Origin of the sequence: Paraburkholderia flagellata, from assembly GCF_021390645.1 — a bacterium.
Taxonomy (GTDB): Bacteria; Pseudomonadota; Gammaproteobacteria; order Burkholderiales; family Burkholderiaceae; genus Paraburkholderia; species Paraburkholderia flagellata.
Genome location: NZ_JAJEJT010000001.1, coordinates 2,268,501 through 2,284,351 on the forward strand (window position 1 = coordinate 2,268,501; position 15,851 = coordinate 2,284,351).

Below are 15,851 nucleotides of genomic sequence, written 5' to 3' on the forward strand. Positions count from 1 at the left end.
GTGGGTTTCCCGGCCTACGCTGCCGATCCCGCCCCGCTACCGTACTTCATGGCCGCGGACCGGAGGGAGCGTGACGCTGGAAGGCTTACTTGCCGACCTTGACCGAAGCGACTTCCTTGTCGGCCTGGTCGCGCGTTGCCTTGATCGACTGCGGCATGTACTTCTGCATCAGGCTGTTCACGACGTCGCGGCCAACCTGGTCTTGAACCTGAATGAACTTGCGGCCGGTCGGGCTGCGGTAGAACGTGGTCAGGTCCTTGATTTCCTGCGTGCTGTAGTACTTCGCATACGCTTCGTACTGAGCTTCCATGGCGTCCTGCTTGAACGAGTCGGTCGCGAAGACCTGGCCTGCCGAGTCAACCAGCTTCGGCACTGCGTTCTTCTGCAGCGACGGGACGGCAGCTTGCTTCTGCTTGTCCGTCATCGTCTTGTTTTCCGAGAGCGCGTCCGACAGGATTGCCGGGACGAGCTGCTTGGCTTGCATCTGGGCGCTGTTGCCGATTGCGCCGACGAGCTTCTGTGCGTCGATCGCGTCGAGCAGGTCCTTGATCGCGGCTTGCTTGGCCGGATCGACGGGTGCTGCAGCCGCTGCCGGTGCCTGGGGGGCGGGCGCCTGGTTCTGGAGCGCCTGAGCCATGGCAAACGTCGGCACGAGAGCGGCCAGCAACATCACCTGCTTGAATCGTTTTTGCATCATTACTCCCTTTGAGAAATTAATCGATTTGCGCTGCCGCGCGGACTGCGGGGCGCTGCTTTGCGCTATGCGCCCGCCGGCCGGTCCGCCCGGCATACCATTCATTTAGCTGACACTAACAAGGTTCGCTGAAACCCACCTTAAAGCCCGCGTAAGCGCGTCGATTGAACACACTTCTGCGGGCCCGGGTAACGCATCACTCTTCGACTTCGCCCGGCTCGCCCTCACCTTCGGCGTCCGCCTCTGCGTCCGCTTCGGCGACCTGCTGCAGCCCGGAGAGCTTCGTACCTTCGTCAAGGCTGATGAGTGTAACACCTTGCGTTGCACGGCCCATTTCGCGAATTTCCGACACGCGGGTGCGAATCAAAACGCCCGTGGTGGTGATCAACATGATCTGCGCTTCCGAGTCGACGAGTGTGGCCGCAACCACCTTGCCGTTGCGCTCCGAAGTCTGGATCGCGATCATGCCCTTCGTGCCGCGGCCATGGCGCGTGTACTCCGTGATCGGCGTGCGCTTGCCATAACCGTTCTCGGTCGCGGTGAGCACCGACTGCTGCTCGTCGCCCGCCACGAGGAGTGCGATGACCTGCTGGTTATCTTCGAGCTGCATGCCGCGCACGCCGCGCGCTTCGCGGCCCATCGGGCGCACGTCGTTCTCGTCGAAGCGCACAGCCTTGCCAGCGTCGGAGAACAACATCACGTCGTGTTCGCCGTCGGTAATCGCAGCGCCGATCAGGTAGTCGCCGTCGTCGAGACCGACCGCAATAATACCTTTGCGCAGCGGACGGCTGAAGGCTTCGAGCGGCGTCTTCTTGACCGTGCCCAGCGCGGTGGCCATGAAAACGAACTTGTCGGCCGAGAATTCCTTGACCGGCAGCACGACCGTGATCTTTTCGCCGTCCTGCAGCGGGAACATATTGACGATCGGGCGGCCGCGCGAGTTGCGCGAGCCCTGCGGCACTTCATACACCTTCACCCAATACACGCGGCCGCGATTCGAGAAGCACAGAATGTGGTCGTGCGTATTGGCGATGAAGAGTGTGTCGATCCAGTCGTCGTCCTTCATCGAGGTCGCCTGCTTGCCGCGACCTCCGCGCTTCTGGGCCCGATATTCCGACAACGGCTGCGATTTCACGTACCCGGCGTGCGACATGGTCACGACCATGTCCTGCGGCGTGATCAGGTCTTCGGTGTTGAGCTCCGTGGCATTCATCTCGATCTTCGAGCGGCGGGCATCGCCGAATTCGCTCTTGATCGAGGTAAGTTCGTCGGAGATCATGGTCGTTACGCGCCCGGGGCGCGCAAGGATGTCGAGCAGGTCGGCGATCTGCGCCATGACTTCGCGGTACTCGCCGATGATCTTGTCCTGCTCCAGCCCGGTCAGGCGCTGGAGGCGCATTTGCAGGATTTCCTGCGCCTGCGTGTCGGACAGACGGTAAAGGCCGTCGGCCTGCATACCATATTGCGGGTTCAGCCCTTCCGGACGGTAGGCGTCGCGCCCGCCCGCCGACGCATTGTCCTGCTCCGCGCGCGTGAGCATCTCGCGCACGAGCGACGAATCCCACGAGCGGTTCATCAATTCCTGCTTCGCGATAGGCGGCGTGGGCGCGGCCTTGATGAGTTCGATGAAATCGTCGATGTTCGCAAGCGCGACGGCGAGGCCTTCGAGTACGTGGCCGCGTTCGCGCGCCTTGCGCAGTTCGTACACCGTGCGGCGCGTGAGCACTTCGCGGCGATGCGAAAGGAAATGCTCGAGCATTTCCTTCAGGTTCAGCAGCTTCGGCTGGTTGTCCACCAGCGCGACCATGTTCATGCCGAACGTGTCCTGCAGCTGCGTCGCCTTGTAAAGATTGTTGAGGATGACCTCGGGCACTTCACCGCGCTTAAGCTCGATCACGACACGCATGCCGCTCTTGTCCGATTCGTCGCGAATATCGGAAATGCCTTCGAGCTTCTTCTCGTTGACAAGCTCGGCGATGCGTTCAAGCAGCGAACGCTTGTTCACCTGATACGGCAACTCGTCGACGATGATCGCCATGCGCTGACCGCGATCGATTTCCTCGAAATGCGTGGCCGCGCGCATCACCACGCGGCCGCGGCCGGTGCGATAGCCGTCGCGCACGCCGGCGACGCCATAAATAATGCCGGCGGTCGGGAAATCGGGCGCGGGAATGATCTCGATCAGCTCATCGATCGTTGCCTCGGGCGTCTTCAGCAGATGCTGGCAGGCGTCGACAACTTCGTTGAGATTGTGCGGCGGAATGTTCGTGGCCATGCCGACCGCGATACCCGACGAGCCGTTGATGAGCAGGTTCGGAATGCGCGCGGGCAGGATCTGCGGCTCGCTTTCGCTGCCGTCGTAGTTCGGCCCGAAGTCGACCGTCTCCTTGTCGATGTCGGCCAGCAGCTCGTGGCCGATCTTCGCCATGCGGATTTCGGTGTATCGCATGGCGGCGGCGTTGTCGCCGTCGATCGAGCCGAAGTTGCCCTGCCCGTCGACCAGCATGTAGCGCAGGGAGAAGTTCTGCGCCATCCGCACGATGGTGTCGTAGACGGCCGTATCGCCGTGGGGGTGGTACTTACCGATGACGTCGCCGACGATACGAGCCGACTTCTTGTAAGCGCGGTTCCAGTCGTTATTCAGCTCGTGCATTGCGTAGAGCACGCGCCGGTGGACGGGCTTGAGGCCGTCACGAACATCCGGAAGTGCCCGCCCGACGATCACGCTCATCGCGTAATCGAGATACGAGCGGCGCATTTCCTCCTCGAGGGAGATTGGCAGAGTCTCTTTGGCGAATTGATCCATTATCGATGTCTTATTTGGGCACGCGGTGTGCTAGCGCCCCGCCCCAACTGGAAGAGCGAAGGTCGCCGCAGTCACCGCGAGACGCCCAGCTGTCGCATGGACGCCGCGGACGCAGCGCATCACGCGATTCTACCATGCACGACACCCTCGCCCGCCGCCTGCGTATACCTATTAGAGGAGTGAAGCCGAAGCGCTCAAAAGCGCCTTGAGCGTGGCGCAAACGCCGCAGTGCGAACCGGAATCAGATGCGCCGCCACCGATTTGGATAACAATGTGTGACACACCGCCTACCCAGGCGCACTACCAGGTAAAATAACGGGAACTTTTTTGTTGCGGGCGTACCACGTTCGACAAGCCGCAGTGAAAGGGGCGGACTTTTTTTATCGTCGGAGGGGAACGATATGGCAAAATGCCAACGCACAAAGTTAGACACTGCTCGAAGTCTACACAACGCAAAGCGTTCCCCACAACTTGCCAATGTTATACTTCGAGCAATGTATGACTTGTCTTCGTCATATGGCTCGCAGTAAACCTGCGGTAATCTCAATTTCGAGAGGAGAAATATGAATAAACTTTCAAAGCTCGCGTTCATTGCAGCTACCGCAGTTGTGGCTGCATCCGCTCAGGCACAGTCGGTGCCGGCGTCGCGACAAGCCGTCAATGACAACTGGGTGAATGGTACCGGCGAATACGTGTGGATGAACGGCACGAACGAGCTTTGCTGGCGCGATGCATTCTGGACGCCGGCCACCGCCAACGCCAAGTGCGATGGCGCCCTGGTCGCCCAGGCACCGCAGCCGCCGGTCGCTCCGCCGCCGCCGGCCATCAGCAGCCAGAAGATCACGTATCAGGCTGACGCCCTGTTCGACTTCGACAAGGCCATCCTGAAGCCGGCTGGCAAGGAAAAGCTGGACGATCTGGCAAGCAAGATCCAGGCTCTGAACCTCGAAGTCGTCGTCGCGACGGGCTACACCGACCGCATCGGCTCGGCTGCCTACAACGACCGTCTGTCGCTGCGCCGTGCGCAAGCCGTCAAGTCGTACCTGGTCAGCAAGGGCGTTCCGGCAGAGCGTATCTACACGGAAGGCAAGGGCAAGCGCAACCCGGTTACGACTGGCTGCAACCAGAAGAACCACAAGGCTCTCATCGCCTGCCTCGCACCGGATCGCCGCGTGGAAGTCGAAGTCGTCGGCACGCAAAAGCAGTAATCGCGAGCTTTCGACCGCAAGCCTCAAAAGCCCCGCTTCGGCGGGGCTTTTTTTATCCCGCGCTTTACCTCTCTTTCATTTCGCCTGTCTCCGCGCGGCTTTAGCGTTTTGGAAAGGTTTACGGCATGGCGTGCCATTTTGCCGCCGTATGCACCCGCCTATATACTCGGGGTTTATTCTTTCTGACCCGCACCGCGCTTCAGGCTGCCACGACATGACGAATGCCGATCCCCACGAGCTACAGAAATTCAGCGATCTCGCTCATCGCTGGTGGGACCCGAACGCCGAATTCAAGCCGCTGCACGAACTCAACCCCATTCGCCTCGGCTGGATAGACAGTCATGCGCATCTGCCGTCCAAGCGCGTGCTCGACATCGGCTGCGGCGGTGGCATCCTCTCCGAATCGATGGCGGGGCTTGGCGCGACAGTGAAAGGCATCGACCTTTCGCGCGAGGCGCTTGGCGTAGCCGACCTGCATAGCCTCGAGAGCGGCGTAACGGTGGACTACGAGTTGATCGCCGCCGAAGCGATCGCCGCACGCGAACCCGCGTCGTTCGACGTCGTGACCTGCATGGAAATGCTCGAACACGTGCCGGAGCCCGCCGAGATCGTGAAGGCCTGCGCAAGTCTCGTGAAGCCTGGCGGCTGGGTGTTCTTTTCGACGCTCAATCGCAACGTGAAGTCGTATCTTCTCGCCGTGATCGGCGCAGAATACATCGCGCAGATGCTGCCCAAGGGCACGCACGACTACGCGCGCTTCATCCGCCCCTCGGAGCTTGCCGCGTTCGTGCGCGACGCCGGTATGCGTGTCGCGGAGATCAAGGGCATCACGTATAACCCGCTCACGCGGCACTTCGCGCTTTCGAACGACTCCAGCGTCAATTACATGATCGCCTGCCGGCGCGACGCCTGACGGCGCTTGCGCGATCGACGCCGCCGGACCACCCTGCTCCGGCGGCATTTCCTGCACATCGGCGCGCCGCGCCATCGCTCCCAGACATGAACTCACCCACGAACGCCCAATCAGCCGCGGACAGCGCCGCCGCGCTCGCCGCCTACGACGCCGTGCTGTTCGACTTCGACGGTACGCTCGCCGATACGGCCCCCGACCTCGCGGCCGCCGTCAACCAGATGCGCCACGCGCGCGGCCTCGTGCCCGCGCCGCTCGAGAAACTGCGTCCACTCGCTTCGGCGGGCGCGCGCGGCCTGATTGGCGGCGCGTTCGGGATCGGCCCCGACGATCGCGAGTTCGCCGCCATGCGCGAGGAGTTCCTCGCCAACTACGAGGCGAATCTGCGCGTCGAGACGGCGCTCTTCGCGGGAATCGACGCCGTGCTCGACGACCTCGACGCGCGCGGCGTGCGCTGGGGCATCGTGACAAACAAGGTCGCCCGCCTCACCGAACCGCTCGTCAAACTGATGCATCTGGATACGCGCGCAAGCTGCGTGGTGAGCGGTGATACGACGCCCTATTCCAAACCGCATCCGGCACCGTTGCTGCACGCGGCTGAGGCGCTCGGCATTGCGCCGCAGCGCGTCGTGTATGTTGGCGACGATCTGCGCGATGTACAGGCGGGCGCCGCAGCGGGTATGGCGACAATCGCCGCCGCCTACGGCTACTGCGGCAACGACGTGCCGCCCTCGCAGTGGGATGCGCAATATGTCGCCGACACCACGGCGACGCTGTTCGCCCTGCTTCAGCACATCGGCAAGCCAGCCAGAGGCGACGCTGAGTCGACGTAAAGGCGGGCACGTGCAAGCGGTTTTTGCGCGCGGACAGCCCCCCGCGCGCCCTTGAACCGGGCGCGGTTCGCCTCATATGGCGAACTATGTGATAATTGTTGCTTCCTCTGGGGCCGACCTGGTTTCGACAGGGGTTATGAAGTAATCAGGGCATGCCGAGGACCCGTCACCTCGTTAATCAATGGGAAAAACGTAACTGCAAACGACGATACGTTCGCACTGGCAGCCTAAGGGCCGCCGTCCTCTGCCTAGCTTACTGACGGGCTAGCGTCGCAAGACCGGTAGCAATACCGCCAGAGGTCATTTACGTCAGTTAAGCCTTGGTGGCGTCACGACGCCAAGGTCGAAAATTTAGTGAATCGCCGTAGCGCAGCGTGTTCGTCCGCGTCGCTGCGGTTAAATCAAATGATAGAACTACGCATGTAGAACTGGTTATGGACTGCTTCTGGACGCGGGTTCGATTCCCGCCGGCTCCACCAGATTTTTCCCGTCGTCCACGACGAACGGACTCAAGCCCCGCGGCCGCAAGGCTGTCGGGGCTTTTTGCTTTCCACACACGTCTGACGCCGGCCAACCCGGCGAAGCGCATACAAAAAACTCGCGACAGCCCGTTCGGGTCTCGCGAGTTTTTCTTTGTTCCGCAGGCGGCGCAACTGCCGCCTCCGCCTTTACGCCATCAATTGTCCTGCGGGCACTGCAGATTACAGCCGTTCGGATCGCCCAGATCGCCGCGCTTGCGCGCAGCAGTTGGTTTTCCATGCTGATACTTGCCCGTAGGCGCCGAAGCGGCGAACTGCATTTGCGGATGCTCGTTGAACTTGAACTGATCGCTCAGAATACCGCCGGGGACGCCCGGGGAGTTCTGCGCAAAGGCAAGGTTGAACGTAGCCAACAACACCGCTGCCGTAGCGGCAGCAGCACCAACTTTGAGGACAAATTTCATGGTCGATCGGCGCGACGAGCGCGCATCTGAAACGTGAGAGCGAATACGAACTGAAAGTATCACAAAAAGCGCCTCAGTCTGCAGCGTAGTCCGATTAATACGTTGCCTTCTATTACAAAGCCCGCGGCTCGCCCCATGCGGCTTCGAGTTCCACTACGTCACCGCACGCCGCCGGATCGTATCCCTCCAGTTGCGCAACCGACGCACGGAACCCGGCGCCACGCAGCAAACCCAGTACGGTTGCCAGCGGTTCGTGTGCGAGATGACCACGATCACACGCGAAATAGTAGTCTTCGTCTGCGATTTCGATGAAATCGAGCCCGAAATGGTGCGCAGCCGGCTCCACGCCGAAGCCCACGTCGGCCATACCGCTCGCCACGAACGCAGCGATTGCCGAGTGCGTGAGCTCCGACGACGCATAGCCGTTCACGCGCTCGGGATCGACGCCAATGCGTGTGAGCAGCAGATCGATCAACATGCGCGTGCCCGAGCCCGGCTGCCGGTTCACAAAGCGGATATCGCCGCGCGCGAGGTCGGCCAGGCCCGTGACCTGCTTCGGGTTGCCGCGTCCGACGAAGAGCCCCTGCTTGCGCTGCGTGAGATGGATGAGCACGTGGCGCTGCGGGTCGAGCCAGCTACGGTAGGCGTTGGCACAGGCAGCCCGAAAGTCGCCGCGCGGCAGATGAAAGCCCGCGAGATCGCATTCGCCGCGCGCGAGCGCCGTGATCGCATCGACGCTGTCGCGGTACTTGATCTCCACGGGCACCTGGTCGGCGACGAGCGCCGTCACGAGCGCCGCCACCGCGTAGCCGTGCGAAGCATGGATGCGCAGATCTTGCGCGTCGGGAGCGAGCCAGCGGTTCAGGTCGCTCGCCACCTCACTCGCCAGCGCCTCGAGGTTACCCTGCAGCCGTTCCGTGCACAGGCGCTGCGAGCGCAGCACCGCCTCGCCCAGTTCGGAGAGCACGGAGCCACGACCACGCGCCTTTGCGATCAGCGCACCGCCCAGGCGCTCCTCCACTTCACGCAAAACACCCCAGGCGTGGCGATAGGACAAACCCTTACGCTGCGCGGCCTGCGCAATGCTTCCTTCTTCGGCGACGAGGGCAAGCAACGGCACAACGTCCGTCAGGCTTGCCTCTCGGCCGTCAGCGTCGCGCACGACTAGCTGCGCATGGCACTCGACCTTGATCATTATGAAATTCCTCTTCCTATTGCGTCTGCCATTCCACGGGCCTATTGTTCGGTCAGACAACAAGACAACCGCAGCATAGATGCACACTTTATGAATAACAAGTGCATATATGCCCAGGAGAAGCCCCATGATGGAAGAGACAGCTGTTAGCGCGCCGGACGACCTCGTCCTGCGTCACGCGCAACCAGGCCGCACGCTGCTTGCAATCCTGCATGCGATCCAGGACGACGTCGGCTTCGTGCCGCCGGCCACGGTCGTGCCGCTCTCGAAGGCGCTGAATCTTTCGCGCGCCGAGGTGCACGGCGTGATCACCTACTACCACCACTTCCGCACTGCGCCGCCCGCGCCGGTCACGGTCCAGCTGTGCCGCGCCGAGGCGTGCCGCAGCATGGGGAGTGAAGCGCTCGCGCAGCACGTCGAGGCGCAGACCGGCTGCCGTTTCGGCCAGCACGGCCACGACGCCCAACACGCGCATGCGCACGAAGGTCCGGTCGCGCTGGAGTCCGTCTATTGCCTGGGCCAGTGCGCGCTCTCGCCCGCCATGATGATTAACGGCACCTTGCACGCAAAAGTGACCCCGCAGAAGTTCGACAAGCTCTTTGCCGCCGCCATGACGGCGGTCGCCCGCACCGAGGAGGCCGCATGACACGCGTCTACGTACCCCGCGACTCCTCGGCCCTCGCGCTCGGAGCAGATGCCATCGCGCAAGCCATTGAACGTGAAGCTGCCGCGCGCGGCGTAAGCATCGAACTCGTGCGCAACGGCTCGCGCGGCCTGCTCTATCTCGAACCGCTCGTCGAAGTTCAAACGCCCGATGGGCGCGTCGGCTACGCGAACGTTGAACCCGATGAAGTGGGCGCGCTCTTCGACGCCGGCTTCCTGCAGGGCGGCCAGCACGCGCGCAGCGTCGGGCTCGTCGAGCAGATTCCGTATCTGCGCAAGCAGCAGCGCCTCACGTTTGCGCGCATCGGCATCACCGACCCGCTTTCCACCGACGACTACGTCGCTCACGGCGGCCTCGAAGGATTGCGCAATGCGCTGAAGATGACCGGCGCCGATATCTGCGCAGCACTCCTCGAGTCGGGCCTGCGCGGCCGCGGCGGCGCGGCGTTCCCGGCCGGCATCAAGTGGCGCACGGTCGCGAATGCGCAAGCCGACCAGAAGTACATCGTCTGCAATGCCGACGAAGGCGATTCGGGCACGTTCTCGGACCGCCTCGTCATGGAAAGCGACCCGTATGTGCTGATCGAGGGTATGACGATCGCGGGCATCGCGGTGGGCGCCACCGTTGGCCATATCTACGTGCGCAGCGAGTATCCGCATTCGATCGCGGCACTCGAGGAAGCCATCCAGCGCGCGCGTGCGGCGGGCTGGCTCGGCGACGACGTGCTCGGCAGCGGCAAGCGCTTCGAACTGTTCGTGGCCAAGGGCGCGGGCGCTTACGTGTGCGGCGAGGAAACGGCGCTGCTCGAATCGCTCGAAGGCAAGCGCGGCATCGTGCGCGCCAAGCCGCCCCTGCCCGCGCTCTCCGGTCTCTACGGCAAGCCCACGGTCATTAACAACGTCATCACGCTCGCCACGGTGCCGATCATCTTTGCCAGGGGCGCGGCGTTCTACAAGGACTTCGGCATGGGCCGCTCGCGCGGTACGCTGCCGTTCCAGCTCGCGGGCAACATTGCGCGCGGCGGGCTCGTCGAGCTTGCGTTCGGCGTGACACTGCGCGAACTGATGGTCGACTACGGCGGCGGCACCGCCAGCGGGCGCCCGGCGCGCGCGGTGCAGGTGGGCGGCCCGCTCGGCACCTATCTGCCCGAGAGCCAGTGGGACATTCCCATGGACTACGAAGCGTATGCGGCAGTCGGCGCGGTCGTGGGCCACGGCGGCCTCGTTGTGCACGACGACACGTCGAATCTCGCCGAACTCGCCCAGTACGCCATGGAGTTCTGCACGCTCGAATCGTGCGGCAAGTGCACGCCCTGCCGCATCGGTTCGACGCGCGGCGTCGAGGTGATCGCGAAGATCCGCAAGGGCGACACGTCGGAGAAGCAGGTCACGCTGCTGCGCGACCTGTGCGAGACGATGGTGTCCGGGTCGCTATGCGCGATGGGCGGCATGACGCCCTACCCCGTGATCTCCGCGCTCAACCATTTTCCTGAAGATTTCGGTCTCGAACCCGTCGCTGCTCCGGCAGCAGCCGCCTGAACGAGGAACCACCATGTCCGACACGCTCATGTCCCAAGCCGGTGGTTGCGGTTCCGGCAATTGCGCCTGCAAATCGGCAGCAATGAAGCAACGCTCGCCGTTCGACGACACCGATTACGGCACGCCGCTCGTCCACGCCGATGTCGATGTCACGCTCGAAATCGACGGCCAGTCCGTCACGGTGCCGGCCGGCACTTCGGTGATGCGCGCCTCCATCGAGGCCGGCATCAACGTGCCCAAGCTGTGCGCGACCGATTCGCTCGAGCCGTTCGGTTCGTGCCGCCTGTGTCTCGTGGAAATCGAAGGCCGCCGCGGCTATCCGGCTTCGTGCACGACGCCCGTCGAAGCGGGCATGAAGGTGCGCACGCAAAGCAATCAGCTGCAAAAGCTGCGCCGCAACGTGATGGAGTTGTACATCTCCGATCACCCGCTCGACTGCCTCACCTGTCCCGCCAATGGCGACTGCGAACTGCAGGACATGGCGGGCGTCACGGGCCTGCGCGAAGTGCGCTACGGCTTTGACGGCGCGAATCATCTGAAAGACAAGAAGGACGAATCGAATCCGTACTTCACGTACGACCCGTCAAAGTGCATCGTCTGCAATCGTTGCGTGCGCGCGTGTGAAGAGACGCAAGGAACGTTCGCGCTGACCATCGCCGGACGCGGCTTCGAATCGCGTGTCGCCGCCGGCGCGAGCGAATCGTTCATGGACTCGGAATGCGTGTCGTGCGGCGCCTGTGTGGCCGCCTGCCCGACCGCCACGCTGCAGGAAAAAACCGTCGTGATGCTGGGCCAGGCCGAGCATTCGGTCGTGACGACTTGCGCCTATTGCGGCGTCGGCTGCTCGTTCAAGGCTGAGATGAAGGGCAACGAGGTCGTGCGCATGGTGCCGCACAAGAACGGCCAGGCGAACGAAGGCCATGCCTGCGTGAAGGGCCGCTTCGCATGGGGCTACGCCACGCACAAAGACCGCATCAAGAAGCCGATGATCCGCGCGAAGATCACCGATCCGTGGCGTGAAGTGAGCTGGGACGAAGCGATCAACTACGCCGCGAGCGAGTTCCGCCGCATCCAGGCGAAGCACGGGCGCGATTCGATTGGCGGCATTACGTCGTCGCGCTGCACGAACGAGGAAACGTATCTCGTGCAGAAACTCGTGCGCGCCGCATTCGGCAACAACAACGTCGATACCTGCGCACGCGTGTGCCACTCGCCCACGGGCTACGGCCTGAAGACGACGCTCGGCGAATCGGCGGGTACGCAGACGTTTGCCTCGGTCGATCACTCCGACGTGATCATGGTGATCGGCGCGAATCCGACCGACGGTCACCCGGTGTTCGGCTCGCGCCTGAAGCGCCGCGTGCGCCAGGGCGCGAAGCTGATCGTCGTCGATCCGCGCCGCATCGATATCGTCGATACCGCCCACGTGAAGGCCGAACATCACCTGCAGCTGCGCCCCGGCACCAATGTCGCGATGGTCAACTCGATCGCGCACGTGATCGTCACCGAAGGGCTCGTCAATGAGTCGTTCGTGGCCGAGCGCTGCGAAACGCGCGCATTCGAGCAATGGCGCGATTTCGTCGCGCTGCCGGAAAACTCGCCGGAAACCATGGCCGAAGTGACCGGCGTGCCGGCTGAGCAAGTCCGCGCCGCCGCGCGTCTCTACGCGCAGCAAGGCAATTCGGCGATCTACTATGGCCTCGGCGTCACGGAACACGCGCAAGGCTCGACCATGGTGATGGGCATCGCCAACCTCGCGATGGCCACGGGCAACATCGGCCGCGAAGGCGTCGGCGTGAATCCGCTGCGCGGCCAGAACAACGTGCAAGGTTCGTGCGACATGGGCTCCTTCCCGCACGAACTGCCGGGCTATCGCCACGTGGGCGACGCGAACGTGCGCGCGCTCTTCGAGGGCGCCTGGAACGTCGCATTGCAAAGCGAGCCGGGCCTGCGAATTCCGAACATGTTCGAGGCAGCGCTCGACGGCACCTTCATGGGCCTCTACTGCCAGGGCGAAGACATCGTCCAGTCGGACCCGAACACGCAGCACGTGGCGGCCGCGCTTTCGTCGATGGAATGCATCGTCGTGCAGGACATCTTCCTGAACGAAACGGCGAAGTACGCGCACGTCCTGCTGCCGGGCTCGTCGTTCCTGGAGAAGGACGGCACGTTCACCAACGCCGAACGCCGCATCTCGCGCGTGCGCAAGGTGATGCCGCCTGTCGCCGGCTACTCGGACTGGGAAGCGACGATCCTGCTCTCGCGCGCGCTCGGTTACGAGATGGACTACACGCATCCGTCGCAGATCATGGACGAGATCGCGCGCCTCACGCCTACGTTCCACGGTGTCTCGTACAAGAAGCTCGACGAGATGGGCAGCATCCAGTGGCCGTGCAACGAGCAAGCGCCCGACGGCACGCCGATCATGCACATCGACGAATTCGTGCGCGGCAAGGGCAAGTTCGTCATCACGAAGTTCATCGCCTCGCCGGAGAAGGTCACGCGCCGCTTCCCGCTGCTGCTCACGACGGGCCGCATCCTTTCGCAGTACAACGTGGGCGCACAAACGCGCCGCACCGAGAACTTGCGCTGGCACGAAGAAGACCGCCTCGAGCTCCACCCGGTGGACGCCGAAGACCGCGGCATTCGCGACGGCGACTGGGTGGGCATCGAATCGCGCGCGGGGCATACGGTGCTGCGCGCAAAGGTCAGCACGCGCATGCAGCCGGGCGTGGTCTACACGACTTTCCACTTCCCAGAATCGGGCGCGAACGTCATCACCACGGATGCCTCCGACTGGGCCACGAACTGCCCGGAATACAAGGTGACGGCCGTGCAGGTCAGCCATGTGCAACAGCCCTCGGAATGGCAGCGCGAATACTCGCGCTTCAACACGACCCAACTCGAGCTGCTGAGCAAGCGCGAACCGCTTACAACCTCAGGGAAATAAGGCGATGAAAGCTGATCACTTGATCGAAATGGCGAACCAGATAGGCATGTTCTTCGACTCGCTGCCCGATCGCGAGGAAGCGCTCACGGGCATCGCGGAGCATATCCGCAAATTCTGGGAGCCGCGCATGCGCCGCACGCTGCTCGCGGCGCTCGATGGCGAAGGCGAGCAAGCGGGCTTCACGGAAATCGTGCTCGCCTCGCTCACGAAGCATCGCGAGGCGTTGGCGCCCGCGGCGGCCTGAGCCACGCCAGCCCTGCCATCGCATCACGCGCACGGCGCCGCCGGCTCGCTCAAACCGGCGGCGGTGCCTGCGCGAATCCCGCTGCCGCGTACCACGTCTCACAGTGACGCAGCAAGGCATTGAGGTCCGACGCGGGACGCCCCCGCGAGCCGATATACCCGTCGGGCCGCACCAGATAAAACGCGGGCCGCGTGCGCCCGTAAGATTCGCTTAGCGAGGCCGCGCCCTCGCCCGCCAGCGGTGTCTCGCCGTTGGCGAGATCGGCGATCCACCAGACCCGCAGCGCTTGCGGAAAGAGCCGCTCAACGGCTTCGGTGAAACGCTTGAGCGTCGCGCTCGCTTCTGCGCCGTTTTTTGCCGCCGCGCCCTCGGAATCGACATCGCCCTCGACCAGCAGGAACAACGAAAAGCACGCCGGGTCGTGCAGATCGAAAATGCGCCCCTTGCCCGGCGCCTTGCCTAGCGGACCGTCCACCACGCCCACGAACGCGTCCGGGGCGCGCTCGCCCGCGCGTGGGCCGCCGTCCAGCACGCGCTCCAGCGTGAGCGGGCTGCGGCGATACTGGATCGACAGCTCGCTGACCGCCTGGCGCGCCGCGTCGCGCAGCGGCCCGAGCGCGACGAGCGCCGGCATCACGCGCTCGCGCAGCAGCTTGAGCGGGCCGTGATCGGCCTCCACCAGTTGCGTCATGAAACTCGTCTGCTGCAGCACGAGGCGCTCGATCGGATAACGCTCCGCGTGATAGGTGTCCAGCAAGCGCTCGGGCGCGCCGCGCGCGTGCACACGCGCAATCTTCCAGCCCAGATTGAAGGCTTCCTGGATGCCCGTGTTCAAGCCCTGCGCGCCTGCGGGGCTATGCACGTGCGCGGCGTCCCCGGCAAAAAAGGTGCGCTCCACCCGCAGTTGCCGCACCATGCGGCTGTTCACGCTGAAGTAGGAAGCCCAGCTCATGTCGGAAACGGACACCGGGTGGTGCACGCGCTGCAGAATGATGTCGCGGCATTCTTCGAGCGTAGGCACCGGGATCGCGCCTTCCGGCGCGGCGGGCAGCATCGCTTTGTGATCGGCGATCAGGCGGTAGCGGCCGTGGCCGAACGGAAAAAGCGCGGCGAGGCCCTCGCCCGAGGCGAAGATGTGGAACTCGTCGTCGGACCAGGGTGTGCTCGCGCTCAGGTCGGCGAGCAGGAACGATTGCGTCATCGTCTCGCCGTCGAACTTCATGGCGAGGCGATGGCGCACGGTGCTATGCGCGCCGTCGGCGGCAATCACGTAAGCGCAGCGCAGCGACTCCACGCGCCCGTCGGGGCGGCGCACTTCCGCGCTCGCCCCGGCCGAGCCCTGGGTGTACTCCAGCAACTCGCAGCCGCGCTCGATCTCCACGCCGAGCGTGGCTAGATGCCCGGCGAGAATGCGCTCGGTAACGGTCTGTTCAATGAAGAGCAAATAGGGATAACGCGTGAAGAGCGGATCGAAGTCGAGCCGCGCACGGCGCTGCCCGTTCGAATAAAGATTCGCGATATGCGCGCGGTGGCCTAGCTCGAGAAACGGCTCGACGATGCGATGCTGCTCGAACAGTTCGAGCGTGCGCGCCTGAATGCCGATCGCCCGCGAGTGGCGACCTGCCTGCGGCGCGCGATCGATCAGCCGCACGGGGATATGCGCGCGAGCAAGACTCATCGCGGCGGCGAGCCCGGTGGGTCCCGCGCCCACAATAAGCACGGGCGCGAGAGAAGAAGCCACGGCCATGCAGACCTCCATGCGCTCGACACGATACGTAGTGTATCGCCCGCGCGTTACGCGGTCGCGCGGCAGCGCATCAAAAGCAGCCCGAATGGCTCGACAAGTCGCAGCGCAAATTGCCGCGC

Annotated in this window: 12 protein-coding genes and 1 other RNA gene; 8 read left to right on the plus strand and 5 right to left on the minus strand. The window is 63.7% G+C overall.

Annotated features, from left to right (window positions below):
• Positions 1–85: 85 nt before the first annotated feature.
• Together L0U83_RS10115 and gyrA are read right to left on the minus strand one after the other, a co-directional pair.
• The gene (locus L0U83_RS10115) at positions 86–694 is read right to left on the minus strand and encodes a DUF2059 domain-containing protein (protein WP_233882385.1); all 609 of its coding nucleotides are present in this window, start codon (positions 692–694) and stop codon (positions 86–88) included.
• A gap of 196 nt (positions 695–890) precedes the next feature.
• Positions 891–3,500: a DNA gyrase subunit A gene (gene gyrA / locus L0U83_RS10120; RefSeq protein WP_233882386.1), complete on the minus strand. Its 2,610-nt coding sequence runs from the start codon at positions 3,498–3,500 to the stop codon at positions 891–893.
• Between the two features lie 563 nt (positions 3,501–4,063).
• On the opposite strand from gyrA, the gene ompA reads away from it, so the two are divergent.
• From ompA to ssrA, 4 genes are all read left to right on the plus strand, one after another.
• Entirely contained in the window at positions 4,064–4,708 is a 645-nt protein-coding gene (gene ompA, locus L0U83_RS10125) for an outer membrane protein OmpA (protein WP_112171352.1), read from the plus strand.
• Positions 4,709–4,922: 214 nt separating this feature from the next.
• Positions 4,923–5,621: a bifunctional 2-polyprenyl-6-hydroxyphenol methylase/3-demethylubiquinol 3-O-methyltransferase UbiG gene (gene ubiG, locus L0U83_RS10130; protein WP_233882387.1), complete on the plus strand. Its 699-nt coding sequence runs from the start codon at positions 4,923–4,925 to the stop codon at positions 5,619–5,621.
• A gap of 86 nt (positions 5,622–5,707) precedes the next feature.
• The gene (locus tag L0U83_RS10135; protein WP_233882388.1) at positions 5,708–6,451 is read left to right on the plus strand and encodes an HAD-IA family hydrolase; all 744 of its coding nucleotides are present in this window, start codon (positions 5,708–5,710) and stop codon (positions 6,449–6,451) included.
• Positions 6,452–6,560: 109 nt separating this feature from the next.
• Positions 6,561–6,930: a transfer-messenger RNA gene (gene ssrA, locus L0U83_RS10140) on the plus strand.
• Between the two features lie 197 nt (positions 6,931–7,127).
• Here ssrA and L0U83_RS10145 read toward each other — a convergent pair.
• The gene (locus tag L0U83_RS10145) at positions 7,128–7,394 is read right to left on the minus strand and encodes a hypothetical protein (protein WP_233882389.1); all 267 of its coding nucleotides are present in this window, start codon (positions 7,392–7,394) and stop codon (positions 7,128–7,130) included.
• Between the two features lie 112 nt (positions 7,395–7,506).
• Positions 7,507–8,589 (minus strand): substrate-binding domain-containing protein, encoded by a 1,083-nt coding sequence (locus tag L0U83_RS10150; RefSeq protein ID WP_233882390.1) that lies wholly within the window; start codon positions 8,587–8,589, stop codon positions 7,507–7,509.
• A 130-nt stretch (positions 8,590–8,719) separates the two neighbouring features.
• On the opposite strand from L0U83_RS10150, the gene L0U83_RS10155 reads away from it, so the two are divergent.
• Genes L0U83_RS10155 through L0U83_RS10170 form a run of 4 tightly spaced genes read left to right on the plus strand, consistent with a single transcriptional unit; the run spans position 8,720 to position 13,985 of the window.
• Positions 8,720–9,235: an NAD(P)H-dependent oxidoreductase subunit E gene (locus tag L0U83_RS10155; protein ID WP_233883859.1), complete on the plus strand. Its 516-nt coding sequence runs from the start codon at positions 8,720–8,722 to the stop codon at positions 9,233–9,235.
• Complete coding sequence (locus tag L0U83_RS10160; protein WP_233882391.1) at positions 9,232–10,791, plus strand: formate dehydrogenase beta subunit; 1,560 nt, start codon at positions 9,232–9,234, stop codon at positions 10,789–10,791. The genes L0U83_RS10155 and L0U83_RS10160 overlap by 4 nt, the downstream gene beginning before the upstream one ends.
• Positions 10,792–10,804: 13 nt before the next feature.
• A complete protein-coding gene (fdhF, locus tag L0U83_RS10165; protein WP_233882392.1) occupies positions 10,805–13,741 on the plus strand; it encodes a formate dehydrogenase subunit alpha in 2,937 nt (978 codons plus the stop codon).
• A 4-nt stretch (positions 13,742–13,745) separates the two neighbouring features.
• Positions 13,746–13,985, plus strand: coding sequence for a formate dehydrogenase subunit delta (locus L0U83_RS10170; RefSeq protein ID WP_233882393.1), 240 nt, complete (start codon positions 13,746–13,748; stop codon positions 13,983–13,985).
• Positions 13,986–14,034: 49 nt separating this feature from the next.
• On the opposite strand, the gene L0U83_RS10175 is transcribed toward L0U83_RS10170, so the two are convergent.
• The gene (locus L0U83_RS10175) at positions 14,035–15,732 is read right to left on the minus strand and encodes an FAD-dependent monooxygenase (RefSeq protein ID WP_233882394.1); all 1,698 of its coding nucleotides are present in this window, start codon (positions 15,730–15,732) and stop codon (positions 14,035–14,037) included.
• Positions 15,733–15,851 lie beyond the last annotated feature (119 nt).